Consider the following 23,659-nt stretch of genomic DNA (forward strand, 5'->3'; position numbering starts at 1 on the left):
CCCGATCCGGAACTCGGAGGCCGGGCCGGTGCGCCCCCGATCCTTCGAGACTACCGGCCCACCGCCCGCACCTTTTTGTCGCCGGGCAAACAAGATGACGAAATGGAGACTGAACGAGGGTCGTTGAACCCTGTCGGAAATGGAGAGGGCCCGGCACTCCGCCTGATGCCGGGCCCCCGAGCGACCGACCTCGTCGCTCATCATCGCGGATTTTCGCCCCCTAAGCTGTCAATCCGCGATAGATCGTGGGCAGCGCCACCGGCAGCTTGGAGATGTCGCCGACAAGCGCGTAGCCGTTCCTGCCGAAGAGCGTCGGAAGGTAGTTGTTGGCGTCCCGGTCCACCGTGACGGCAAAGACGTTTGTTCCCGCCCGCCTGGCCTCCTGCACGGCCTTGCGCGTGTCTTCCAGCGCGAACCGCCCCTCGTAATGGTCGATGTCGTTCGGCTTGCCGTCGGTGAGGACCAGCAGCAGCTTCTTCCGGCTCGGCTGCTTCTGCAGGCCGGCGGCGGCGTGGCGGATGGCGGCGCCCATCCGGGTATAGTAGCCGGGCTTCAAGCCGGCGATGCGATCCTCCGTCGCACGGCTCATCGTCTCGTCGAAGCCCTTCACCGTCTCGATCCGCACCCACGACCGGCGGCGCGACGTGAACGTGAGGATCGAATGCATGCTGCCGCAGGCGGCAAGGCCGTGCGCCAGCACCAGCAGGGCCTCCTTCTCGACGTCCAGCACGCGGCGATTGTCCACCCAGGCGTCGGTCGAGAGCGAGACGTCGACCAGGATCGTGGTCGCGAGATCGGGGGCGAGCGGCCGGCTCATCAGGTGGATCCGGTCGCTGCCCTGGCCGCCTGCGGCAAGGTCCGCCCGCGAGCGGATGACGGCGTCGAGGTCGAGCTCCGACCCGTCCAGCTGGGCCTTCAGCAGTTCATGGCGCGGCCGCAGGACCTCGAACTGGCGACGCACCTTGCGCACGAGCGAGCGAGTCTCGTTGTCGAGAACGCCTCTTTCGCCGAGAGCTTCGGCCGGCGTCGCAAGAACGCTGGTGTAGTTCTCCAGATAGCGCCCCTTGCGGTAGTCCCATTCCGGATAGCTGATCTCGGCTGCGATCTCCGACAGGTCGATCATCTCCGGCGGCAGATCGAGATCGAACCGGAATTTCGAAGACGGCCGTTCCCGCCGCTGGCCGAGCTTCATCTCGTCCAGGTCGTCGGCCGCCTTGCTGTCGCTGTCCTCGTTGTCGTCCGTCGGCCGGTCGACATTGACCATCTCGGCCATCGCCAGGATCTTCTCGAAACGGTTGAGGATGAAGGGGCTGCGCTCGCCCTTGCGCTCGTCTCTGGCCTGCCGCGTCGCCAGGTAGCGCGCATTGCCGGCGAGCCCCTGGTCCTGCGTGCCGTCCCGCGCCGCATTCTCGATCGTCGTATCGGTTTCGGAGCGGACATGGAATTCGGGCCAGAGCGGCACGCCCATCATCGGCTGGTAACCGGCGGGCGCATGGTGCGGGAAGATCGCCGGCGGCGTGTCGTCCTTGAGGCCCGCTCCCGTCTTCAGAAGCCCAAGGATGCGGTTTTCAACGAGTTGCTCGACCGCCGGCAGGATGCCGCGGGCTCGCTCCGCGAGCGTCGCGGCGCAAAGGCGGCGGTAGGTCGCGCCGAGACCCGGGAATGCGGCGATCACGCGCAGGACGGTTGCCTGCGCGGTCTCGATCCGGCGAAGGTCCCGCCTGAGCGGGTCCGTTCCGTCCGGCGCCTCCAGCTCCATCAGCGCCATGGCCGCGGCGAGCCAGATGTAGAGGTCGCGGTTGAGCTGCCGGTCCGGGAAGTGGTCGATCACCGGCGGGAGCATCGCGGTGGCGAGGTCGCGGGTGGCGCCCGCCACCTTCTCCTCCCCGAGCCCGACCAGTTGCCGCAGGCGCAGCCGGTGCCGCGACGTCTTCGCATGCGCCGGGGTCAGCTGGACCGCGGGCGCGCCGCCGAACCCCCTGAAGCAGGAACCGAGGATCGGCTTCAGTTCCTCGAAAGATACGGCATGGTCGGGATAGCGCGGCATGCTGGCGGTCGATCCCACCAGCCGATGCCAGAACTTGCCGACCGTCTCTTCCAGTTCGAGAAAATCGAGCATGATGGCCTCCTAGGCGATCACGGCCTGGGCGACTTCCCGCAACGCGGCGCGGACGTCCGGCTCGTCGGTCAGGGGCTCGATCAGGGCGGCAAGCACGGCCTCCCTGGCCGGCATTCCGCTGTCGATCAGGCAGGCGCAATAGACGAGCAGGCGCGTGGAGACACCTTCCTCGAGATCGTGCCCCTTCATCGCGCGCAGGCGGTGGGCCAGCTCGACGAGCGGGGCGACCTTTGCCGCCTCGAGCCCGCTTTCGGTCGAGACGACGGCGATCTCCTGTTCCTTCGGCAGGAAGTCGAACTCGATCGCGACGAAGCGCTGCTTGGTCGAGGGTTTCAGGGCCTTGAGGATGTTCTGGTAGCCCGGATTGTAGGAGACGACGAGCATGAAGCCCGGCGGCGCATCCAGGATCTCGCCGGTCCGCTCCAGCGGCAGGATGCGGCGGTCGTCGGTCAGTGGGTGCAGGACGACGGCCACGTCCTTGCGGGCTTCGACGATCTCGTCGAGGTAGCATACCCCGCCCGAGCGCACCGCCCGGGTCAGCGGGCCGTCGACCCAAACCGTATCGCCGCCTTTGAGAAGATAGCGGCCAGTCAGGTCTGCAGCGGCGAGGTCGTCATGGCAGGAAACGGTCGTCAGCGACAGGCCGAGCCGGGCCGCCATATGGCTGACGAAACGGGTCTTGCCGCAGCCGGTCGGTCCCTTGAGCAGGAGCGGCAGTTGCCTGACGAGCGCGGTCTCGAACAACTGGCATTCGTTGCCCTGGGGAACGTAGGGCGGAATGTCCGGCCGGGCCTGAAACGGGGTCGAAGTCAGTACAGTCATGACGGGATTCCTTCGATGGAGAGGGGGAACGCGGCTCCGGCAGGCGCCGGAGCCGCGTCCTTCATTCGGCCGGCTGGACCGTTGCGGAGAGGCTGGGCTTGCGCTCCTTGCCCGGCACGAACAGCGCCCAGAGGAACATCAGTGCCGAGATCAGGACGAACACGCCGGAGCCGAGCCGGATCCAGTAGAACATCGCCAGCTGGTCCTGAACGTCCATGTAGCCTTCACCGAGCACGCGCTGGAGATGGACCTGCAGCACGCCGGCAAAGGTCAGCGCGAAGGTCATCACCGACATGGCCGTGCACATGATCCAGAAGCTCGCGATCGAGAGCCACTGGTTATAGGGCGCGCGGCCGCGGATCTCCGGGACCGCATAGGCCATGATGGCGAGGTTCAGCATCACATAGGCGCCGAAGAAGGCGAGGTGGCCATGGGCTGCGGTGACCTGGGTGCCGTGGGTGTAGTAGTTCACCGACGACAGGGTGTGCAGGAAGCCCCAGACGCCGGCGCCGAAGAACGCCATGACCGAGCAGCCGATCGACCACAGCAGCGCTGCGCGGTTCGGATGCTTGCGGCCCGCCTTCCAGGTCATCACGAAGGTGAAGACGACCATGGTGAAGAAGGGGGCGACCTCGAGCGTGGAGAAGAGCGAGCCGATCCACTGCCAGTAGCCCGGGGCGCCGATCCAGTAATAGTGGTGGCCGGTGCCGAGGATGCCCGAGAACAGCGCCAGGCCGACGATCACGTAGAGCCACTTCTCGACGACCTCGCGGTCGATGCCGTTCAGCTTGATCATCAGGAAGGCGAGGATCGAGGCCATGATCAGTTCCCACACGCCTTCGACCCACAGATGGACGACGTACCACCAGTACATCTTGTCGAGCGTGAGGTTCGTCGGGTTGTAGAAGGCGAACAGGAAGAAGATCGCCACACCCCAGAGCCCGAAGACCAGGATGTTGGTCACGACGGTCTTGCGGCCTTTGAGGATCGTCAGCGTCACGTTGTAGAGGAACATCAGCGCGACGATGACGATGCCGACCTTGATAGCGAAGGGCTGTTCCAGGAATTCGCGGCCCTCGTGGATGTGGAACATGTAGCCGACGACGGCGATCGCGGCGGCGACGAGGAAGAGCCAGAACTGCACCACGGCGATCCTGGTGCTGTAGAGTTCGGTCTCCGCTTCCTCGGGAAGCAGATAGTAGGTCGCCCCCATGAAGCCCATCAGCAGCCAGACGATCAGGGCATTGGTATGGATCATGCGGACGATGTTGAAGGGCAGGAGTTCGGACACAGTGTTCGGCAGGACGTAGATCGTCCCCGCGAGCACACCGAACAGGACCTGGGCGAGAAACAGGCCGAGCGCGCCGTAGAAGTACAGCATCGCGACCTTCTGGGTTTGATATTTCATGTCAGCGTTCCTTTCCCCTGCTCAACCGGCGTCGTTCGGCGGCCAGTTCTGCGTCTTGATGCGGCTCGTCCATTCGAGGAAGTCCGCCAGATCGTTCAGTTCCTGCTCGGTGAGGTTGAACTGGGGCATCTGGCGCCGGCCCTCGATGCCGGACGGCTGTGCGGCCATCCAGCCCTTGAGTGTATCGCGGGCGCCCTCCGGGTCGGTGTCTCCGCCCCAGCGCTTCCACACGTTGCCGAGTTCGGGCGCGAAGTAGGCCCCCTCGCCGAGCAGCGTGTGGCAATTGATACAGGAGTTCTTTTCCCACACGTGCTTGCCGCGGGCGACGGAACTCGTCAGCGTCGTCTCGTCCGTGGATGTCGTGCGTATGTAGTAGTGGCTATGGGCGGTGAGCCCGATGAAGATTGCGAAGAAGAACGCCGAACCGCCGTAAAAGACGTTTCGGGCTCCTGTCTTTGTCAGGCGTTCAGCCATTCCGAGGTCCCCTTGCATTGGAGGCCGCACCGGTCCTCGGCTTTGCCGCGAGGATGTTCGCGGCAACCGGGCGCGATGTGGCGCATACGACCTTCAGTTTATTGAGGTCTTTCCGGCCGCCCTTCTTTGTGATTTTGCAAACAAGAACGCGGTGGAGGGCGAAAGCCCCCGGGTGCGGCGGACTGACACGCCTGCAAGGCGGCCGGCCCTCGCCCGGGCTAGAGCAATTCCAGCAAAAGTGGGAACCGGTTTTGCGTCTAGAATTGCGTAAAACCAAGAAGATAGAGCATAGTCGGCGATTCAATAATCGCCGGCAATGCTTTAGAACAGGCCGGGCGCTGCGATCCTTGCCAGGATGGCGATGCAGAACAGGATCGGCCAGGCGAGCAGCGCCGCCGCCAGCGCCGGACGCTCGCGCAGATGCATGAAATCGAGGATGATGAGACGGGCCTTGAAGACCGTCAGGGCCAGGATCGAGACCAGGGCTGCGACCGGCAGCGCCTCGTGCTTCCATTGCGCCGAGATGACGCCCGACACGACGCCCATCATCAAAATCCAGTTGGTGCTCGCAAACAGCGAGCCGGAGGTCTTGGGGTCCATTGGCCTCACCCGAAATAGATCAGTGGGAACATGACGAGCCAGACGATGTCGATCACGTGCCAGACGTTCGTCAGCATGACGATGTTGGATCGCGACGGCCGTCTGGCGACGATGACGAACAGGCCGGCGACAAAGGCGACATGCGCCAGGTGAAAGCCGGTGATCATGAAATAGAGCTCGAAGAAGGCCGCAAACGTCGCGTCGCCCGCGTAGCTCAGTTCGGTGCTGTATTCGAAGAGCTTCAGCCCGACGAAGACGAAGCCCAGTGCTGCGGCGAGAAGCAGCGCGATGCGCTGCTGCATGATGCTGGCGCCGACGCGGGCCGCCAGCGCCGCCTGCCAGCCGCTGGCCAGCAGCACGACCGTGTTGAAGCCGGCGATGCGCGCCGACAGATGAAGTTTTGCCGCGCCGAAGCTCTCCGGATTAAGCACGGACATGACGAGGAAGCCGCCGAGGAGAATGCCGAAGGCGGCCAGTTCGCTGAAGACGAGAACCCACAGAAGCAGGTCGCCTCCCTCGTCGGACGCCTCGTCCTGTGATAGCGGCGCCATGGTCATTCTGCATCTCCATCTCTGTCCGGCAGAATGCTTGGCATCTCCACCACGGCCGTTCTTTGCGCTTTCGCAAAGACGGAGCTGGCGGGAAGGCTAGGATCGGGGCGATTGACAGGGTTTACCAGAATGTCTGACGCACAAGCCGGCCTGCTCGTGGCCACGCCGATCATCATCGTCTTTGCGATCGCGCTCTATCGGATGGGCGTGCTCCAGCGCTACAGCGCCGTCTCCGCCGTCGTGTTTTCCGTCGCGATCGCAGCAGTGCTGTTCGTGCAGCAATAGAGACGTCCGCGACAGGTCCACGCTCAAAATCGAAGTTGTTTGCTCCAGCGCAAACAGCGCACGTCATGATTGCGCATAAACATGACTCGTTATCTCATATTAACGGGGACATCTCATGCGCCTATCTCGATCCCTTTCCCTCGCCGGCATCGGCCTCCTCGGCCTGTCGCTCCAGTCCGCCATCGCCGCGGAATATCCGATCGGTGAACCGCAACTCGTCAGCGGCATGGAGATCGCAGCCGTCTATCTCCAGCCGATCGAAATGGAGCCGGAAGGCATGATGGCGCCGGCCAGCGAGACGGACATCCATCTCGAGGCCGATATCCACGCGACGGCCGACAATGCGAACGGCTTTGCCGAAGGCGACTGGCTGCCGAACCTGTCCATCGATTACCGGCTCACCAAGGTCGACGATGGCCAGGTGGTCAGCGGCACGCTCATGACCATGGTGGCGAGCGACGGCCCGCACTATGGCGACAACGTCAAGCTCAAGGGGCCCGGCAAGTACCGCCTCGAACTGGTCGTCAACAGCGGCGGCGAAGGCCATGGCCATTTCGGCCGCCATGTCGACAAGGAGACGGGTGTCGCCCCCTGGCCCGAACCGGTGACCCTCTCCTACGAGTTCGCCTTCACCGGCACCGGCAAGAAGGGCGCGTACTGAGATGCGCTGGTCGGTTGCGGTTCTTCTCGCGACCGTGCTTCCCTTGGCGGCGGCAGTCGGCATTGCCCGCGCCGAAGACGATCCCGTCTTCGTCATCGAGTTCAAGGACGGCGCGATCGCGCCGTCCGAGCTCGTGGTGCCCGCCGATACGCGCTTCAAGCTCGAGCTTCACAACATCGGCGACAGCCCCGTGGAGTTCGAGAGCATCGTGCTCCGCAAGGAGAAGGTGCTGGGCCCCGGCGCATCCAGCTTCATCGTCATCCGCCGGCTGGATCCGGGCGAGTACGAGTTCTTCGACGATTTCCATCTCGACATGCCGCCGGCCAGGCTGATTGCCCGGCCGGACTGATAGCCAACCAAGGAACCGATCCATGTCAGGCACCATGATCCAGGTTGCCCTCGTCGTATGGCGCGAGAGCATTGAGGCACTGCTCGTCATCGGCGTTCTCCATGCGTGGCTGCAGCGACAGCCGGCGGCGGCGCGGCGGCGGGGGCAGGGCTGGCTGTGCGCGGGCATCGTCGCCGGATTGCTGGCGGCTCTTCTGATCGCCTGCGTCATCCTGTTCGTCGGCGAATGGCTCGACGGTGACCGCCAGGACTATTTCCAGGCGACGATGGTGCTCGTTGCCGCGGCCCTGATCCTGCAAATGGTCCACTGGATGCGTCGACAGAGCTCGGGCGCACGACGGGCGCTGGAAGGTCGCGCCAGTCTGGCCCTGTCTGCCGCAAACGGATGGGGACTGCTGCTGATCCCGGCGATCGCGATCGCGCGCGAGGGCAGCGAGACCACGATCTTTCTCTACGGAATCCTCGTCTCGTCCGGACGCGGCATCGATCTGCCGGCGGTGGCGGCGGCCGGGCTCGGGTTCGCCGCGGCGATCGGCCTCTATGTTGCCCTTCAGCTTGGTGCCCGCGCCCTGAGCTGGAAGGCGTTCTTCCGGTTCAGCGAGGCGATGTTGCTGATCCTTGCCGGTTCGCTGCTGATGAACGGCCTCGACCGACTGATTTCGCTGGATCTCCTGCCGCCGCTGTCGCAGCCCCTGTGGGATACGTCATGGCTCCTGGACGACGCCCGCGGTGTCGGCGGCCTGCTCGCGACGCTCGCCGGCTATCGCGCCCGGCCGGAATTGCTGCCCGTTCTCGTCTTTGGCGGCTACTGGTTCGTCGTCAGCCTGCTCGGGTCCTGGATGCCACGAAAGACAGCGGTCGCATCATGAACATGCACCAGGCGGCGCCGCCGAGGGCAGATCCGTGGAGACGTGTCGGCGACTGGCTGTTCCGCCACCGCCGTCACATTCAAATGGTCCAATGGGTGGTGGTCGGTCTCTATCTGGCCCTGCTCGTGGTGCCGTTGCTCCTGCCGCTGCCGGACAGAACCGCCACTGTCTGGAACAATCTCACCCGTTTCGCGCAACTGATGTTCTGGGGCATCTGGTGGCCCTTCGTCATCCTCGGCACCGCCCTGGTCGGCCGCATGTGGTGCGGCCTGCTCTGCCCCGAAGGCTCGCTCTCGGAATTCGCAAGCCGGCACGGCCGGGGCGGCGCGATCCCGAAATGGCTCCAATGGTCCGGCTGGCCGACGGCGGCCTTCGCTCTCACTACCGTCTATGGCCAGATGACGAGCGTCTACCAGTATCCGAAGCCGGCAGCGCTCATCCTCGGAGGATCGACCGTCGCGGCGATAGTGGTGGGCTATGCCTATGGCCGCAACAAGCGCGTTTGGTGCCGCTACCTCTGCCCCGTCGGCGGCGTCTTCGCGCTGATGGCCAAGCTGGCCCCGCTGCATTTCCGCTCCGATCCCTTTCTCTGGCGGCTGTCGCAGCAGCGTGGCGAAAAGCCGGGCGTGGTCGAGTGTGCGCCGCTCGTGCCGCTCAGGACGATGCGCGGCGCCGGCGACTGTCATATGTGCGGCCGCTGCAGCGGCTTTCGCGGCGCCATCTTCCTGGCGCGCCGGTCGCCGAACCACGAGATCATCCACGTGGCGGGCCCAGTGCCGAAGCCGGCCGAGACGGTGCTGATACTGGCGGGCCTGCTGGGGCTGGCGGTCGGCGCCTTCCACTGGAGCGCGAGCCCGTGGTTCATTTCTGCCAAACAGGCGCTGGGCGGGTTCCTGATCGACATCGGCTGGCTGGCTCCGCTCGAACAGGCCTTGCCCTGGTGGCTCCTGACCAACTATCCGGAGCGCAACGACGTCCTGACGGTCGTCGATGGCGCGCTTCTGCTCGCCTATATGCTGGCGTCCGCGGCAACCCTGGGGGCCATGCTGTCGCTGTCGGTGGCGCTGTCCGTCCGCTGCCTCGGCCGGTGGGACGGCCGGCGCTTTCACCACCTGACGCAGACGCTGATCCCGCTCGCCGGCGCAGGGCTGTTTCTCGGGCTCTCCGCCATGACGGTCACCCAGTTGCGGTCGGACGGCATCGTCATTCCCTTCGTCGCGGAGGCTCGCGCCGGCCTTCTTCTCCTGGCCGCGACCTGGAGCGCCTGTCTCGGCTGGCGCGTCGGCGGGCTCTACACAGAAAGCCCCGGCCGCCGCGTGGGTTCGATGGCCTGCCTGGCGTTTGCCTGGACCGTTGCGGCCGGGTCGTGGATCCTGTTCTTCTGGGTCTGGTGACCGACCGTGCCTATTGTGCTGCCCGCCGATGCGCGCTGAGCACCGGCCGGGGCACCGGTCGCCGCAACGACCGGAGATGGGAGCAGAGGAAGAGCACCCAGCCGACGATCCAGAACAGCGATGCAAGCCGCATCGGCATGAGCGGTTCCATGGCTACGCTTCCGGCGGCGATCCTGATCGGGGCCGAGAGCCAGACCAGCGCGAATGCAGCCGCCAGCGGGGGCGACAGGACGAGCCGGTCGCCCTGCCGGACCATGGCGGCGCGGCTCATGATCGCCAGCATCATCGTGCCCATGGCGCCCATGGTCAGCGCGTGCAGCGCAGCAGACGGCATCAATGCCTGCGGAAGAATCAGCGCCAGGCCGACGAGCAGCAGGCCGGCCGGGAGCCAGAGCCAGGCCAGATGGAGCAGCAGAAGCGCAGGGTAGCGGAGCGTACGAAGGCTCCTCCATCCGGCCGTTCGCATGAACTGCAATGTCCCGGAAAGAACGAGGAGGCCACCGGCCGCTGCGTTCGCATCGAGGAATGTCGCCGCAGCGCCGGCGGCAAGCGCTCCGATGCTGAGGCGGCCGAGCCAACGACCATCGCAAAGACCGGTCGGCACCGTCCGCCGTTCGAGCCAGTGGCGCGTGAACGCCGGCACCGCCCGCCCGCCGATCGCGCTGATCAGCAAGGTAAAGAGCAGCACGCCGCAAAGGCCGGTCCGTCCCTGAACGGCGGCCGCGCCGGAGACGATCAGAAGATCCGCCAGCAGCAATCCGCATATCGCCGCGACGACCCAGAGCCTGGACCAGAGCCGGCACTGCAGAAGCGCCCGAAGGATGTACGCCCCGAGCACCGCGAGGTAGGCCGATGTCGCGGCCGCGACCGCGGTCGGCGGCAGCATGTCCGAGAGCCGGAAGGCGAGGCGCCCTGCGATCCACAACCCGGTCAGCGCCAGCGTGAACCGCGCCGGCACCGGACCTCGCCCGGTCCAGGCCGGCAGGGCCGTCAGCAGATAGCCGCCAACGGCGGCGCCGCCCATTCCGAACATCAGCTCGTGCAGATGCCAGCCGACGGGATCGGTCGAGATCCCGTCCGGGAGAAGCCAGACCAGCGGTGCGACCAGCGCCCAGAGCCCGGCGAAGGCGAACAGCGGCCGGTGCGGCGCCTGCCAGAACGGGTGACCTATCCGGCCCCGACCTTGGCCATGGCCTTGGCGCACGGCGTCAGGCGGAAGCGCCCTTCTGCTCGAAGCGCGGGAACAGGACGGAGTCTTCCAGCAGCATATGGGTCACCAGGTCGTCGCAGAACTTGCGCAGGCCGGTATAGAGCGCCGTCCAGGAGCCGCAGGCGCCCTGCGGCAGGTTCAGGCCGTTGGTGGTGTGCTCGATCCGGCCGAGAAGCCTTGCCGTGTCGCCATGCTCATGGCGCATCTGCGCCAGCGGGTGGTCGATCGTGGCGCTGCCGCCGCGCTTCATCATCGGAAACAGGATCTGCTCCTCGCGCCGCATATGGCCCTCGAGTTCCTCGCGCAGCTCGATCAGGGCGTCGGCGAGACCGTTCGGGGCGTTCGGTCGGTCGCCGTGGACGCGCTCGACCTTCTGGGCGAGCGGGATGAGCCATTCGAGTTCGGTCCGGTGGACGAGATGGTAGCGGTTGATCAGGTGGTCGATCAGAAGCCCCGTCTCCTCCGGCGCATCCCGCCCGGCGGCTGCAAGCAGGGCCTGGAGATCGGCGACCAGCGCTTCGGGATCGAGCCCGGCCTCGGTTGCGGCATCGGCCAGAGTCACGTTGCCGCCGCAGCAGAAATTGATGCCGGCGCGGCGGAAGAGTTCTGCAGCGCCCGGCAGCGTCGCCGAGATGGCGCTGACGGTCTTGTCCTGGGTGATTTCGATCATGGGGGTCTCCTTGTGGGGTGTCGGGGCCGCGGGCTAGCGGCTTGGCCTGAAGCTGACGATGCGTGACGGATCGGTCTCGATGCGGCCGGCGCCGATCAGGTCCAGGCAATAGGGAATGGAAGGAAAGACGGCGTTGAGGCTCAGCCGGATCGAGGCGGGTCGTCCCGGCAGGTTGACGATCAGGGTGCTGCCGCGCACGCCTGCGGTCTGGCGCGACAGGATCGCGGTCGGCGTCTGGGCAAGCCCGGCCTGGCGCAGCAACTCGCCGAAGCCCGGCAGCTCCCTGTCCAGCACGGCCCTTGTGCCGTCCGGCGTCTCGTCGCGCGGCGCGGGACCGGTCCCGCCGGTGGTCAGCACGAGATCGGCCTTTTCCTCGTCGCAGAGCGAAATCAGCGTGGTGCGGACGGAGTCCCGCCCGTCCGGGATCAGCCGGCGGACCGTCTCGAAGGGGCTTGCGATGGCGTAGCGCAGCCAGGCCTCGACCTCGGGCCCGCCCAGATCGGCATATTCGCCCCGGCTCGCCCGGTCGGAGACCGTGACGATCGCGATCCTGACCGCTGTGTCTGTCGGCATTGCGGATCTCCTGTTGCTATTGGCCCAGCCAGGGCAGGGCGATCGGGCCGCAAGGGAGCGCCAGAAGGTCGATCGCCCGGGCGGCCAGGTGATCGACGATCTCGTCGACCGTGCGCGGCCGGTGGTAGAAGGCCGGCACGGGCGGCATGACGATCGCCCCCATTTCCGTCACGGCGCACATGCTGCGCAGATGGCCGAGGTGAAGCGGGGTCTCCCGGGCAAGCAGAACGAGCCGGCGCCGCTCCTTCAACTGCACGTCGGCTGCGCGCGTCAGCAGCGTGTCCGCGCGACCGGTGGCGATCGAAGACAGCGTCTGCATGGAACAGGGTGCCACGATCATGCCCCGGACCGGAAACGATCCGCTCGCGATCGACGCACCGACATCGGCGCTGGGATGATGCTCGTGGACGTGCGGCCGCAGGTAATCGATCGCCCCGGCGCCATGCTCGAGGTCGAGCGTGCGCCGCGCGGCGTCGGAGACGACGAGATGCGTCTCGACATCCGGCAGCGACGCCAGCCGTTCGACGATCCGCACGGCGATCGCGGCACCCGAGGCGCCCGAGATCCCGACGATGACGCGCTCGACCGTCATGGCCCGGCCTCGCCGAGCCCGAGCGAGGCCCAGATGCCGTCGATCCTGGCCTTCACCTCGGGCGACATGGCAAGCACCCGTCCCCATTCGCGGTCCGTCTCCGCGCCGATCTTGGTCGTGGCGTCGAGGCCCAGCTTGCCGCCGAGGCCGGATTTCGGCGAGGCGAAGTCGAGATAGTCGATCGGGGTGTTTTCCACTACGACGAGATCGCGGCTGGCGTCGAAGCGCGTCGACAGCGCCCAGATCACGTCTTCCCAGCACCGGACGTCGATGTCGCCGTCAACGGCGATGATCATCTTGGTGTAGTTGAACTGCGGCAGGATCGACCAGAGACCCATCATGATGCGCCGCGCCTGGCCGGGATAGCGCTTGTCGATGGAAACCACCATGACCCGGTATGAGCACCCCTCCGGTGGCAGCCACAGGTCCCGGATCTCGGGAAACTGGCGCTTGACCAGCGGCACGAACAGTTCCGTCATCGCCTCTCCCAGACGGGAGGGCTCGTCCGGCGGGCGCCCGGTATAGGTGGAGAGGTAGAGCGGGTTCTTCCGCATGGTGATCGCCGACAGCGTCATCACCGGAAAGGCTTCGACGCTGTTGTAGTAACCGGTATGGTCGCCGAAGGGACCTTCGTCCGCGGTCTCGCTCGCGGAAACCGTCCCTTCCAGCACGATCTCCGCGGTGGCGGGGACGGGCAGGGGCACGCTCACCCCGGTTGCGATCTCCTGCCGCTTGCCCTTCAGCAATCCGGCGAAATTCAGTTCGCTCATGCCGTCGGGCAGCGGCATGACGGCGGACAGAATGGTGGCGGGGTCGGCGCCGACGACGACGGCGACGGGCATGTCGCGTCCGGTCGCCTGCCACAGCCGGTGATGGCGCGCGCCGCCGCGGTGGGCGAGCCAGCGCATGATCAGCCGGTCCCGCCCGAGCTTCTGCATCCGGTAGACGCCGACATTGACGTCGCTGGGGTCGTCGGGCGCCTGGGTGATGACGAGCGGCCAGCTGACGAGCGGGCCGGGCTCGCCCGGCCAGCAGGTCTGGATCGGCAGGCGGTCCAGGTCGAGGTCGTCCCCGCGCCAGATCACCTGCTGGCACGGCGCGCGCCCGACTGGGCGCGGGTGCATGGCGAGCGCCGCCTTCAGGTGCGGCAGCTTCTGCCAGGCGTCGCGCATGGACCGCGGCGGCCTCGGGTCGCGCAGGTCGGCAAACATTTCGGCCAGACGCGGCAGCCCGCCGCACTCCAGGCCCAGTCCCCACTCGATCCGTTCCGTCGTGCCGAAGAGATTGGCCAGCAGCGGAATGGGCTGGATATTGCCGGCGGCATCGACCGGCTTCTCGAAAAGCAGCGCCGGCCCCTCGTCGCGGAGAACGCGACGATGGATCTCGGTGATCTCGTGAACCAGCGACACCGGGCGCGCGATGCGCTTCAGCCTGGCCCGGCTTTCGAGCAGGGCGACGAAGTCCTGCAGGCTGTCATATCGGCGTGGATTGGTGACATCGGCTTTCATTCGACAAGGATTGCCGCCGAAAAATTGGAGCGTCTTTGTCCTGGCTCAAACTGAAACCGGACGCCGGTCCCTAGTCTCGGCCTGTAACGTACATTGCCGAAAGCCCTACGCATGACCCTTCCGCCCGCTTTGGTCGCGCCTGTCGACATTGCGCCTCTCTGGCTGATCGAGCGCGCAGCCAGGACGATCTTTTCCGGTGTCCTTCGCGCGCACCCCGATCTCTTCGAGCGCCTCGGCGAATACCGGCAGACCCGATATCTCTTCTGCCCGTCCGACCTGCCGCTGAACTTCCTCGTCGTGCCGGCGGCGAAGACGGTGCACGTTTCCCGGAAGGCACAGCGGCCCGTGTCGGACGCCTGCATCGAGGGGCCGCTGGTGCTGCTGCTCGGGCTCATGGAGGGGCGGTGCGACGCCGACGCGCTGTTCTTTTCGCGCGAGCTCTCGGTGACCGGAGACATGGAGGCGATGCTGGCGCTGCGCAATGCGCTCGACGACAGCGCGATCGACCTTCCGGACGAGATCGGCAGCCTCGCCGGGCCGCTGGCGCCGCTCGTCGCCGGCGCGGCGCGCTATGTCCGCAAGCGGGCGCTCGAAGGAAGGGACGCGACATGGAACTGATCTGCCCCGCAGGCACGCCCTCGGCCTTTCGCGAGGCGGTCGATGCCGGTGCGGACGCCGTCTATTGCGGGTTCCGCGACGAGACCAATGCCCGCAATTTTCCGGGCCTGAACTTCAGCCGCCCGGAATTGAAGGACTCGATCGGCTATGCCCGCAAGCGCGGCGTCCAGACCTTCGTCGCCCTCAACACCTTCATGCGTGCGAGCCATGAGCAGCTCTGGTACGAGGCTGCGGACGACGCCGTGGCGCTGGGCGCCGATGCGCTGATCCTCGCCGATTTCGGCCTGATGGCCTATGTGGCCGAGAGATATCCCGACCAGCGGCTGCATGTCTCGGTCCAGGCCTCGGCCTCGAACAGGGATGCCATCCAGTTCCTGGTTGGGGCCTTCGGGGCGAAGCGGGTCGTGCTGCCCCGCATCCTGACGGTGCAGGACATTGCCAGGCTGACGCGGCAGATCGCCTGCGAGGTCGAGGTCTTCGCCTTCGGCGGGCTCTGCGTCATGGCGGAAGGCCGCTGTTCGCTCTCGTCCTACGCCACGGGAAAATCGCCGAACATGAACGGCGTCTGCTCGCCGGCCAGTCATGTGAAGTACCGCCGGGACGGCGACACCATGGTCTCCGAACTCGGCGCCTACACCATCAACCGCTTCGGCCCCGACGAGGCTTCCGGATATCCGACGCTCTGCAAGGGCCGCTTCGAGATCGGCGAGACGCACGGCTACGCCTTCGAGGATCCGGTATCGCTCGACGTCGTCGATCACATCGAGGCGCTGAGGGATGCGGGCGTCTCGGCGCTCAAGATCGAGGGGCGCCAGCGGGGGAAGGCCTATGTCGCCGAGGTGGTCTCGTCCCTGAAGAAGGCCCTGTCGGCCGAGCCTGCCGAGCGCTCGGCACTCGTCGCCCGGCTTCGCGCGATGAGCGAGGGCCAGCGCACCACCTCGGGCGCCTACGACAAGCGCTGGCGATAGGAGAGATCATGACGAACGCGCGCACGCCGGCCCTCAGCCTGGGGCCGGTCTACTATCTCTGGGACGGGCCCAAATGGCGGGACTTCTATTTCAGGATCGCCGACGAGGCCCCGGTGGAGCACGTCACCCTCGGCGAAACGGTCTGCTCGAAGCGCCAGCACTTCACCGAGCCGCATATCGCCGAGGTGGTCGAGCGGCTCGAGGCCGCCGGCAAGAAGGTGACGCTGTCGACGCTCGCCATGGTTACCCTCGAACGCGAGAGCCGGCATGTTCGCGATCTGATCCGTGACAGTGTGCATCCTGTCGAAGCCAACGATCTTTCGGCGCTGGGCCTGATTGCGGGCAGGGCGCATTCCATCGGGCCGCTCGTCAACGTCTATAACACGGCGACCGCCAGGGTGCTTGCCGCACGCGGCGCGAACAACATCTGCCTTCCGCCGGAACTGCCGATGAGCTCGATCGAGAAGATCGTGGCAAGCCTGCCGGATCTGTCGTTCGAGGTCTTCGCCTTCGGGCGCATGCCGCTTGCGATTTCCGCCCGTTGCGCGCATGCGCGGTCCAAGGGGCTGACCAAGGACAATTGCCAGTTCATCTGCGGCGAAGAGCCGGACGGCCTGCCGCTTCGCACCCTCGATCGCCAGTCGTTCCTCGTCCTGAACGGCGTTCAGACCATGTCGAACAGTTGTGTCGTGCTGGTCGGCGAACTGCAGGCCCTCGCGGCCGCGGGGATCGCGCGCGTGCGCCTTTCGCCGCAGGACTGCGACATGGTCGCGGTGGCCGCGATCTATCGCGCCGTGCTCGACGGCGCCATGGATGACGGCGAGGCCATCGCGAAACTTTCGGACGTCTATCCGGGTGCGGTCTTCTCGAACGGTTTCTACCACCAGCAGGAAGGCGCTGCCTGGATCGCCAGGGGGCGAAACGCCGCGCTCGGTCAGGGCTGACGGCGGACGGGGAGGGACTTGTCTATCGCGATCGGTCGTGTCGGCCCGGCCTAGCGTCGCGGCTCTCTCGCCGTCAGGCTTGGCCGCCTCACGATATCGGTGGCGCTGGGACGCTTGCCGATCTCGCGGTCGAGCATGTCGAGGAAGAGGCTCGTCTCTCCGGGTGCGGTCGCGCCCGTCATCAGAATCTCCAGCAGGCCGTCCCTGTCGGTGCATCTTGGAACAGGCTTCATCGCCTTCTCCTTTCCGGGGCCTTCCGGTCTTCAGTTGCTGTCGATGGCGGCGCGAAGGCGCAGCAGTTCCCGCAGGTGGCTTGATGCGAGCGCCGCTTCGGCCGCGATGTCGTTCAGAAGCAGGCTCGCCTCGGAAAGCTCCCCGTCGTCGGCGGTGGCGGGATCGAGATCCTCCAGCAGTTCGAGAAGCGCCTTGAGCTTGCGCCGTTGCGTGCGCGTCGCGTCCGCCAGGCGCTTCTTCTCCCGGCGATGCTCGAGGTGCTCGAAACTCTGGATGGCGTCGGCGACGCGGTCGCGGCACCGGCAATCCTCGGCGCTGGCCAGGACGACGGTGCGGACCCGGCGGATGGCGTGCAGGACGTCGTCGCGCGGCCCGGTGCGCCTGTCGTCTCCGGAAATGAGCGAGAAACCGTTGTCCTTCACGGCGGCCTCCTTCCGGTTACCGGCGAACGAACGGAAACCGCCGGCGGGGACCACCGGTTGATGCATCGGCTTCGCGGGCCGGACGGTCCGCCCGCGCCTCGGTCGCGTCCGGTCGGATGTATCTCTCCCGCACCTGCAACAGCACGGTCCGGCTCAGATGGTCGAGATGAACGCGCAGATCGTCGACGATATCCATGACCGCTCCCCGGGATTACAGAGGCCGCATCAGCGGCACCGTCTGTCGAAACCGGAGGGCTCCGCTAGGAGCCATCCGGTGGTGCGTGTGGTGGAAGGGCCAGACTAGAGGCCGGTTGCTGCGATTTCAGTGTCGAGCCGGTCGCGCGCCTTCTTCGGCAGCTTCGCGGACTTGATGGCATCGGCGTTCGCCGGCGCATCGCCGACCACGACGAGGGCGACCATGCCCATGCCCACATGCGGAGCGCACTTGATGGCATAGGCGCCGGGCACGTCGAAGGTGACCTTGATGGCTTCGTTCATCTTGCCCTTGAAGGGCTGCGCGCCGTCCGGGATCAGGTCCTTGATGCTCTCGGCATTGTGGGACTTGTCGGTCGGCAGGAAGGAAACGGTGTCACCCGCTGCGATCTTCAGCGAGGCGGGCTCGAACACCATCGCGCCGTCCTTGCCCTTGTTCAGCATGTGGATTTCGTGATCGGCGGCGACCGCATAGCCGCCGAGTGCGGCGGTCAAAAAAGCAGCGCCCGCCAAAGTACGAAGGAACGTCTTCATTTTCTTTACTCCTGGCTCGGAAGCCCTCTCGGCTTCGTCAGGAGCAGATTATCCGGACCGTGGAAGTCATCTTTGACATAGCGCAAACATCGGCATGAACGCGATGATCCGCATGTTATTCCTTGACGTGATCGGCCAGTGCGGCGAGCCCGTTGATGTCGAGGACGATCAGCTTCTGGCGTCCGCCCTCGACCAGTCCCTTGCCCTCCCAGGCGCTCAGGATCCGGGAGACGGTGTGCAGCGTCGTTCCCGTCATCTCGGCAATGTCCTGGCGTGAAATGGGAAAGTCGATCCGCACGCCCGACCCTTCCTTCCGGCCTGCCTGGTTGGCCAGGCGAAGAACGGCATGCGCGACGCGTCGCTCGACCTCCTGGGTCGACATCTCGCGGATGCGGGTATGGGCTTCCTCGAGGCGCTGGCCGATCGTCTGCATGGCCGTGACGGCGAGCCGCGGATTGCGATCGACGAACTGCGGCCACAACTCGGTCGGCCAGCACAGCGCGATGCTCTCGGAAACCGCGAGGGCCGTGCCCGGATAGTCCGAGCGCTGCAGCGCCTTGGCAAAACCGAAGAGATCGCCGGGATGGACGACGCGGACGATGATCTGCTGGCCGTCCTCGGTGACCTGCGTGACCTTCAGCCGGCCATGCAGCAACAGGAAGAAATGCGTCGCAGCCGCGCCCTGTTCGAAAACCGCCTCTCCGGCGGGGACGCGGCGGGAGACGGCGTGGCCGAGGAACTTGTCGAGATCCGCATCGCTCATGCGGTCGAATAGCGGGATGGACCTGACCAGGCTCTTGTCGATCTTCACGGCTGCCACTCCCCTCGCTGCAACGACACGGTTTTACGACCAGTGACGGCGCCGGCGCAAGGCAGCAGCTCTATCGGAAATGTGCATTGACATGGATCAGAAGGTCGCAGAGGAATCCCGCATACGACCCTACAGGTCGATCCCCCGGTCCCGCAGCGCCTTCACAAGCGGCGCATACCACGCCGTCGACTTGACCAGCCGGAAGCCGAGATTGTCGGGCGGCGTGCCGACGGCGCAGCCGCCGCCTTTCGGATCCCGGAAGAAGGACGTCATCGGCGAGCGGTGGTTGCCGACGGTGACATAGACGCCGCAGGCGTTCTCGTTGCGAAGGACGGTGTTGTCCTTGTCGAGCATGACCCGGCGATGGCAGGTGCCGGTCCATTCCCAGACATTGCCGCCGAAATCCGACAAGCCGTATTCGTTCTCTCCGAAACTGCCGAGAACGCGCGGCACGGGATCTCGCTTCGAGCGTTCGGCGGCCTCGCGGCGATAGTCCGCGAGCCAGCGGATGGCCGGATTGCTGCCGTCGTCATCGAGGCCGAAGGCGTCGTCGGGAAAGCTCTTGCCGGCGGCGAAGGCCAGTTGCCGGTCGGTCGGCAGGGTCCAGAGTTCGCCGGTCTTGTCCGACAGCCAGCGGGCATAGGCCCGGGCGTCGTCATAGTTGACGCCCGTCACCGGCACGTTCCCCAGATCGTACGAGGCGCCGACGGGCGCGCTGCAGGCGCCTTCGGAAACACAGGCCGTATACTCCGACAACGAGACCTGGTGCTTCATGATCGTCATCGGCCGGGTTTCGGTGACCGTGCGCATCGGCGCGTCGATCACGTAGTTGGCCCGCAGGAATTCCCCGTCCTCGCGGTAGGAGAACGTCCGCGGCGCAATGGTGACGGTCTGCGGCCGGAAAAGCTGCGCGGTTGCCGGCGCCTCGGCGAGGAAGCCTGCCTGGTGGGCTATGCCGCCGGCAAGAATGGCGAGGATCGCAACGGGAAGGAGTGTCTGGAGGATCGGGGTTGAAAGCTTGGCGCGGAAGGTTGTCATGGTCGCCCCCAAAGGCGAAGCGGCCCGCATGGCCAGACGGTGATCAAGGGGGCTGCCGCACGTGGAGATGCGGCAGCCAGGTCTGCGGGCCGGGCATGCCGGCCCGCATGGGTCTCATGGGCTAGCTCCCCGAAGGAGCCCTGACGGCCGTCATGAGATCGTCGTTCCAGTCGCCGGTCACGGTGAAGTGTCCGGCCGCACCGAGTTCGAACGCCTCGATCAGGTTGTGGTTCACGTAGGCGTAGATGCCGGGTTGCTGGAACGTGTAGTACGCAGCGCCGGCCGTGCCGCCCGGGATGAACCAGGTTTCCTGGTCGCGGTCCGGCACGTTGTTGAACTTGCCGGTCTGCCAGACGTAGTCACCGTGTCCGCCGATCAGGTGCGGGCGGGTGTCGCGGTTGGCCTGCGAATGGACGACCAGCACCCGCTCGCCGACGGTGGCCTTCAGCGCGTTCTCGCCGGTGAGCGCACCGACGGCGCCGTTGAAGACGACGTGGCTCGGCGTCAGCGTCCGCATGACTGCGAGCGTATCGGCATAGGCGTCGCCGACGCTGTCGTACTTCTTGTAGGCTCCGTTCTCGTCCTTCGGCACGTAGAAGTCCTGCTCGCCGACATAGTAGACGCGATCGTAGACGAGCTCCTTGCCGTGGCCGTCCGTCAGGCCTTCGCGCGGCAGCACCATGATCGCGCCGTTCATGCCCGAGGTGACGTGCCAGGGCACCATTCCCGGAGGTGCGCAATGGTAGACGAAGACCCCGGCCTTGGTGGCCTTGAAGCGGAGGACAGCACTTTCACCCGGGTTGACGATCGTCAGCGCGCCGCCGCCGAGCGCACCCGTCGCCGAGTGGAAGTCGATGTTGTGCTGCAGCGTGTTGGTTTCGGGATTGACGAGCGTCACCTCGACATAGTCGTCCTGGTGAACCACCATCAGCGGGCCGGGGACCGATCCGTTGAAGGTCATCGCGTGCACTTCGGTGCCAGCGTCGTCGAGGATCATCTTCTTTTCCTCGATCGTCAGCGTGAACTCGACGACCTTGGGGCCGCCTTCGGCCTTCTGGGTGTGCTCGTGGACGAAGGGCGGCTTGACGAGCTCTACCTTTACGTGCGGCAGCGTCGACAGGTCGGCCGGCTTCATCTCTGCCGGAGGAGCCTCTTCGGCGGCCTGGGCGAATGTCGCCGTAATGACCGGAGCCATGGCTCCGGCGAACGCAGCGCCAGCCAACATCGAGCGTCTGGTCATCTGGAAGTGTTCAGTCATCGGTCTTCTCCTTGAACAGGAGCGGGCTATCCCGTTCCGTTGGAGAAAAATCTACGCCACTCGCTAAGGTGGTCTTTGATCGGCGACAAACTTTACTGCGCCATTGCTTGCGAGATATCAAAGAAGGGTGCGACATTTTGTTTACTGATCGTCCTGAATACAGGAGCGACCGCAAGATGAGCACTTCGACATCGAATATCAGGACTGGAGGCATTCCGCGCGGGCTGGCGCGTACCGGGCCGGTCCTGTTTTCCTATGGCTTCCGCCCGTTCTTCCTCGGGGGCGCGCTCTGGGCGATCGCCGCCATGGCGCTGTGGATCGCAGCGCTCTCGGGCCGACTGGATTTCGCCTCGGAATACGGCGCCCATCACTGGCATGCCCACGAGATGCTCTTCGGCTATGCCTCGGCCGTCCTGGCCGGCTTTCTCCTGACGGCCGTGCCCAACTGGACCGGGCGCCTGCCAGTGTCCGGCCGGCCGCTCTTCTTCCTCTTCCTGCTCTGGGCCGGGGGCAGGGTGGCCTTCCTCGCCTCGGATACGATCGGGATCGAACTCGCCGTCGCAGCCGACATGATCTTCCTGCCGGCACTCCTCTATATTTGCGTGCGTGAAGTCGTCGCCGGGAAGAAGTGGAACGACCTGAAGGTGACGGCCGGTCTTCTGGCCCTGTCGCTCGCCAATGCCTGCTTCCACTACGAAGTCATCATGGGCGAGCATCCCGACCGGGCCTATCGGCTTGCGATCGCCGCCTATGTCGGCCTGGTGATGGTCATCGGCGGCCGGATCATTCCGAGTTTCACCCGCAACTGGATCAACAAGCAGGGCCGGACGGACTTTCCCGTTCCCTACAACCGCTTCGACGCCGCCGCCATCGCCATCGGCATCGTCGCGCTCGGCCTCTGGATCGTGCTGCCGGACAGCCGGATCACGGCGATCGGCGCGGCCGTCGCCGCAGTCCTGCATGCGCTACGGCTCTTTCGCTGGCGCGGCTGGACGACGTTTTCGGAAATGCTCGTCGCGATCCTGCACGTCGCCTATGCCTTCGTCCCGCTGGGGTTCCTGGCGATCGCGCTCTCGTCCATCGGTCTCGTCGATCCGACCGCGACGCTGCACGTCATGACGATCGGCACGGTGGCGGCTATGATGGTCGCGGTGATGACCCGGGCGACCCGCGGCCATACCGGGCGCGAGCTGACGGCGTCGACGCTGACCACGATCTCCTATGCGGCGATCGTCCTTTGCGCCGTCGCACGTCCCGCCGCCGGCCTCCTGCCCGATCATGCCGCAACGATCTACGCCATATCCGGCATCCTGTGGCTGGCCTCCTTCAGCCTCTTCGTCGTCGAATACGCGCCGATGCTCGTGAAGGGCCGCCGCTGGTAGACCGGCGGCCGCTGGGGCTTCCGCGGGCGTCATATGGATTTCAGCGACGTCCGCTTTTCCAGGTCGGCGGCCTTCTCCTTGCGCTCGCTGTAGCGGTCGGTGAGGTAGGCGGAAACGTCGCGGGTCAGCAGCGTGAACTTCACCAGTTCCTCGCAGACGTCGACGACGCGGTCGTAGAAGGGCGACGCCTTCATGCGCCCGTCGGCGTCGAACTCCTGGTAGGCCTTGGCCACCGACGACTGGTTCGGGATCGTCAGCATCCTCATCCAGCGGCCGAGGACGCGCATCTGGTTGACCGCGTTGAAGGATTGGCTTCCGCCCGACACCTCCATCACCGCCAGCGTCTTGCCCTGCGTCGGCCGGACCGCGCCGATCGCAAGCGGAATCCAGTCGATCTGGGCCTTCATGATGCCGGTCATCGCGCCGTGGCGCTCGGGGCTGACCCAGACCTGGCCCTCGGACCACTCGGACATTTCGCGCAGTTCCTGCACCTTGGGATGGCTGGCCGGAACCTCGTCGGGCAATGGCAGCCCCTTCGGATCGAAGATCCGGACCTCGCATCCGAAATGCTCGAGAAGCCTGCGCGCCTCGTGGGCGAGCATGCGGCTGTAGGATACTTCGCGCAGGGAACCGTAGAGGATCAGGATGCGCGGCTTGTGCGTCGAGAAGGGCGGGCGGAGCGCGTCCGGGTCAGGCGCTTGGAGATGTTCGCCGGCGGCGGCAGGCAGGTCAGACAAGGCGCTTGCCCTCCGCATCGATCACCTGCTCGCCGTCCTCCTTGGCAAACGGCCCCTTGTGCGTGTCCGGCAGGATGTCGAGAACGACTTCCGACGGCCGGCTGAGGCGGGTGCCCATCGGTGTCACCACGAAGGGGCGGTTGATCAGGATCGGATCCTTCAGCATGGCGTCGAGCAATTGCTCGTCCGTCAGCGCCGGGTCGTCGAGACCGAGCTCGGCATAAGGCGTTCCCTTCTCGCGGATCGCCTCCTGGACCGTCAGGCCGGCGTCGGCGATCATCCCGGCCAGTTCGTCGCGCGACGGCGGCGTCTTCAGGTATTCGATCACGGTCGGCTCGATCCCGGCGTTGCGGATCAGTTCCAGCGTGTTGCGCGAGGTGCCGCAGGCGGGGTTGTGATAGATGACGACGTTCATG

The 23,659-nt window shown here is 65.9% G+C and carries 29 protein-coding genes; 9 read left to right on the forward strand and 20 right to left on the reverse strand.

From position 1 onward, the window contains the following. Positions 1-220: 220 nt before the first annotated feature. The 6 genes from OCK02_RS03545 to OCK02_RS03570 all read right to left on the reverse strand — a co-directional run bounded on the left by OCK02_RS03545 (position 221) and on the right by OCK02_RS03570 (position 5,980). A complete protein-coding gene (locus OCK02_RS03545; protein ID WP_263812075.1) occupies positions 221-2,119 on the reverse strand; it encodes a nitric oxide reductase activation protein NorD in 1,899 nt (632 codons plus the stop codon). A gap of 9 nt (positions 2,120-2,128) precedes the next feature. Then, positions 2,129-2,941, reverse strand: coding sequence for a CbbQ/NirQ/NorQ/GpvN family protein (locus tag OCK02_RS03550; protein ID WP_263812076.1), 813 nt, complete (start codon positions 2,939-2,941; stop codon positions 2,129-2,131). Between the two features lie 61 nt (positions 2,942-3,002). Continuing rightward, positions 3,003-4,349, reverse strand: coding sequence for a nitric-oxide reductase large subunit (locus OCK02_RS03555; protein ID WP_263812077.1), 1,347 nt, complete (start codon positions 4,347-4,349; stop codon positions 3,003-3,005). A 21-nt stretch (positions 4,350-4,370) separates the two neighbouring features. Then, complete coding sequence (locus OCK02_RS03560; protein ID WP_263812078.1) at positions 4,371-4,823, reverse strand: c-type cytochrome; 453 nt, start codon at positions 4,821-4,823, stop codon at positions 4,371-4,373. A gap of 321 nt (positions 4,824-5,144) precedes the next feature. Next, positions 5,145-5,423 carry a cytochrome C oxidase subunit IV family protein gene (locus OCK02_RS03565; protein ID WP_230802731.1) on the reverse strand — a complete coding sequence of 93 codons (279 nt, stop codon included), beginning with the start codon at positions 5,421-5,423 and terminating at the stop codon, positions 5,145-5,147. A 5-nt stretch (positions 5,424-5,428) separates the two neighbouring features. Continuing rightward, positions 5,429-5,980, reverse strand: coding sequence for a cytochrome c oxidase subunit 3 (locus OCK02_RS03570; RefSeq protein ID WP_263812079.1), 552 nt, complete (start codon positions 5,978-5,980; stop codon positions 5,429-5,431). A gap of 123 nt (positions 5,981-6,103) precedes the next feature. Between OCK02_RS03570 and OCK02_RS03575 the strand changes: the two genes are divergently transcribed. The 5 genes from OCK02_RS03575 to OCK02_RS03595 all read left to right on the forward strand — a co-directional run bounded on the left by OCK02_RS03575 (position 6,104) and on the right by OCK02_RS03595 (position 9,531). Next, positions 6,104-6,259 carry a hypothetical protein gene (locus OCK02_RS03575; protein ID WP_230802733.1) on the forward strand — a complete coding sequence of 52 codons (156 nt, stop codon included), beginning with the start codon at positions 6,104-6,106 and terminating at the stop codon, positions 6,257-6,259. Positions 6,260-6,374: 115 nt separating this feature from the next. Further along, positions 6,375-6,920, forward strand: a complete 546-nt coding sequence (locus OCK02_RS03580) for an iron transporter (protein WP_263812080.1) — start codon at positions 6,375-6,377, stop codon at positions 6,918-6,920. A gap of 1 nt (position 6,921) precedes the next feature. After that, a complete protein-coding gene (locus tag OCK02_RS03585) occupies positions 6,922-7,269 on the forward strand; it encodes a cupredoxin domain-containing protein (protein WP_263812081.1) in 348 nt (115 codons plus the stop codon). 34 nt (positions 7,270-7,303) lie between these two features. Next, the gene (locus OCK02_RS03590) at positions 7,304-8,137 is read left to right on the forward strand and encodes an FTR1 family iron permease (RefSeq protein ID WP_263812220.1); all 834 of its coding nucleotides are present in this window, start codon (positions 7,304-7,306) and stop codon (positions 8,135-8,137) included. After that, complete coding sequence (locus OCK02_RS03595; protein WP_263812082.1) at positions 8,134-9,531, forward strand: 4Fe-4S binding protein; 1,398 nt, start codon at positions 8,134-8,136, stop codon at positions 9,529-9,531. The genes OCK02_RS03590 and OCK02_RS03595 overlap by 4 nt, the downstream gene beginning before the upstream one ends. A 10-nt stretch (positions 9,532-9,541) precedes the next feature. On the opposite strand, the gene OCK02_RS03600 is transcribed toward OCK02_RS03595, so the two are convergent. Genes OCK02_RS03600 through OCK02_RS03620 form a run of 5 tightly spaced genes read right to left on the reverse strand, consistent with a single transcriptional unit; the run spans position 9,542 to position 14,084 of the window. Continuing rightward, a complete protein-coding gene (locus OCK02_RS03600; RefSeq protein WP_263812083.1) occupies positions 9,542-10,735 on the reverse strand; it encodes an NnrS family protein in 1,194 nt (397 codons plus the stop codon). Positions 10,736-10,739: 4 nt separating this feature from the next. Then, a complete protein-coding gene (locus tag OCK02_RS03605) occupies positions 10,740-11,411 on the reverse strand; it encodes a DUF542 domain-containing protein (protein WP_230802739.1) in 672 nt (223 codons plus the stop codon). 33 nt (positions 11,412-11,444) lie between these two features. Next, on the reverse strand, positions 11,445-11,984 hold the full coding sequence (gene mog, locus OCK02_RS03610) for a molybdopterin adenylyltransferase (RefSeq protein WP_263812084.1): 540 nt from the start codon (positions 11,982-11,984) through the stop codon (positions 11,445-11,447). A gap of 16 nt (positions 11,985-12,000) precedes the next feature. Next, the gene (locus OCK02_RS03615; protein WP_263812085.1) at positions 12,001-12,576 is read right to left on the reverse strand and encodes a UbiX family flavin prenyltransferase; all 576 of its coding nucleotides are present in this window, start codon (positions 12,574-12,576) and stop codon (positions 12,001-12,003) included. After that, positions 12,573-14,084 carry a UbiD family decarboxylase gene (locus OCK02_RS03620; protein WP_263812086.1) on the reverse strand — a complete coding sequence of 504 codons (1,512 nt, stop codon included), beginning with the start codon at positions 14,082-14,084 and terminating at the stop codon, positions 12,573-12,575. Before OCK02_RS03620 ends, OCK02_RS03615 begins: the two co-directional genes overlap by 4 nt. 111 nt (positions 14,085-14,195) lie before the next feature. On the opposite strand from OCK02_RS03620, the gene ubiT reads away from it, so the two are divergent. From ubiT to ubiV, 3 genes are read left to right on the forward strand one after another with little or no spacing between them, the layout of a single operon-like run. Further along, complete coding sequence (gene ubiT, locus OCK02_RS03625) at positions 14,196-14,702, forward strand: ubiquinone anaerobic biosynthesis accessory factor UbiT (protein ID WP_263812087.1); 507 nt, start codon at positions 14,196-14,198, stop codon at positions 14,700-14,702. Further along, a complete protein-coding gene (gene ubiU, locus OCK02_RS03630; protein WP_263812088.1) occupies positions 14,693-15,670 on the forward strand; it encodes a ubiquinone anaerobic biosynthesis protein UbiU in 978 nt (325 codons plus the stop codon). Before ubiT ends, ubiU begins: the two co-directional genes overlap by 10 nt. Positions 15,671-15,678: 8 nt before the next feature. Beyond that, positions 15,679-16,614: a ubiquinone anaerobic biosynthesis protein UbiV gene (gene ubiV / locus OCK02_RS03635; RefSeq protein WP_263812089.1), complete on the forward strand. Its 936-nt coding sequence runs from the start codon at positions 15,679-15,681 to the stop codon at positions 16,612-16,614. 50 nt (positions 16,615-16,664) lie between these two features. Here ubiV and OCK02_RS03640 read toward each other — a convergent pair whose 3' ends face one another. The 7 genes from OCK02_RS03640 to nirK all read right to left on the reverse strand — a co-directional run bounded on the left by OCK02_RS03640 (position 16,665) and on the right by nirK (position 21,124). Continuing rightward, positions 16,665-16,847 (reverse strand): hypothetical protein, encoded by a 183-nt coding sequence (locus tag OCK02_RS03640; RefSeq protein ID WP_263812090.1) that lies wholly within the window; start codon positions 16,845-16,847, stop codon positions 16,665-16,667. Between the two features lie 30 nt (positions 16,848-16,877). Then, on the reverse strand, positions 16,878-17,270 hold the full coding sequence (locus OCK02_RS03645) for a hypothetical protein (protein WP_263812091.1): 393 nt from the start codon (positions 17,268-17,270) through the stop codon (positions 16,878-16,880). Positions 17,271-17,286: 16 nt separating this feature from the next. Beyond that, on the reverse strand, positions 17,287-17,466 hold the full coding sequence (locus OCK02_RS03650; protein ID WP_263812092.1) for a hypothetical protein: 180 nt from the start codon (positions 17,464-17,466) through the stop codon (positions 17,287-17,289). 104 nt (positions 17,467-17,570) lie between these two features. Further along, on the reverse strand, positions 17,571-18,017 hold the full coding sequence (locus tag OCK02_RS03655; protein ID WP_263812093.1) for a pseudoazurin: 447 nt from the start codon (positions 18,015-18,017) through the stop codon (positions 17,571-17,573). Positions 18,018-18,132: 115 nt separating this feature from the next. Beyond that, the gene (locus OCK02_RS03660) at positions 18,133-18,828 is read right to left on the reverse strand and encodes a Crp/Fnr family transcriptional regulator (protein ID WP_263812094.1); all 696 of its coding nucleotides are present in this window, start codon (positions 18,826-18,828) and stop codon (positions 18,133-18,135) included. A gap of 129 nt (positions 18,829-18,957) precedes the next feature. Continuing rightward, positions 18,958-19,866: a formylglycine-generating enzyme family protein gene (locus OCK02_RS03665; RefSeq protein WP_263812095.1), complete on the reverse strand. Its 909-nt coding sequence runs from the start codon at positions 19,864-19,866 to the stop codon at positions 18,958-18,960. Positions 19,867-19,987: 121 nt separating this feature from the next. Then, positions 19,988-21,124: a copper-containing nitrite reductase gene (nirK, locus tag OCK02_RS03670; protein ID WP_230802752.1), complete on the reverse strand. Its 1,137-nt coding sequence runs from the start codon at positions 21,122-21,124 to the stop codon at positions 19,988-19,990. A 176-nt stretch (positions 21,125-21,300) separates the two neighbouring features. Between nirK and OCK02_RS03675 the strand changes: the two genes are divergently transcribed. Next, positions 21,301-22,506 (forward strand): NnrS family protein, encoded by a 1,206-nt coding sequence (locus OCK02_RS03675; RefSeq protein WP_263812096.1) that lies wholly within the window; start codon positions 21,301-21,303, stop codon positions 22,504-22,506. Positions 22,507-22,535: 29 nt separating this feature from the next. Here the strand turns inward: OCK02_RS03675 and arsH are convergent, their stop codons facing one another. Both arsH and arsC read right to left on the reverse strand, forming a co-directional pair. Continuing rightward, positions 22,536-23,261 carry an arsenical resistance protein ArsH gene (gene arsH / locus OCK02_RS03680; protein WP_263812097.1) on the reverse strand — a complete coding sequence of 242 codons (726 nt, stop codon included), beginning with the start codon at positions 23,259-23,261 and terminating at the stop codon, positions 22,536-22,538. Then, positions 23,236-23,658, reverse strand: a complete 423-nt coding sequence (gene arsC, locus OCK02_RS03685) for an arsenate reductase (glutaredoxin) (RefSeq protein ID WP_263812221.1) — start codon at positions 23,656-23,658, stop codon at positions 23,236-23,238. Before arsC ends, arsH begins: the two co-directional genes overlap by 26 nt. Position 23,659: the final 1 nt, after the last annotated feature.

The sequence above is a fragment of the Rhizobium sp. TRM96647 genome, from assembly GCF_025780115.1.
In the GTDB taxonomy this organism is placed as follows: Bacteria; Pseudomonadota; Alphaproteobacteria; order Rhizobiales; family Rhizobiaceae; genus Mycoplana.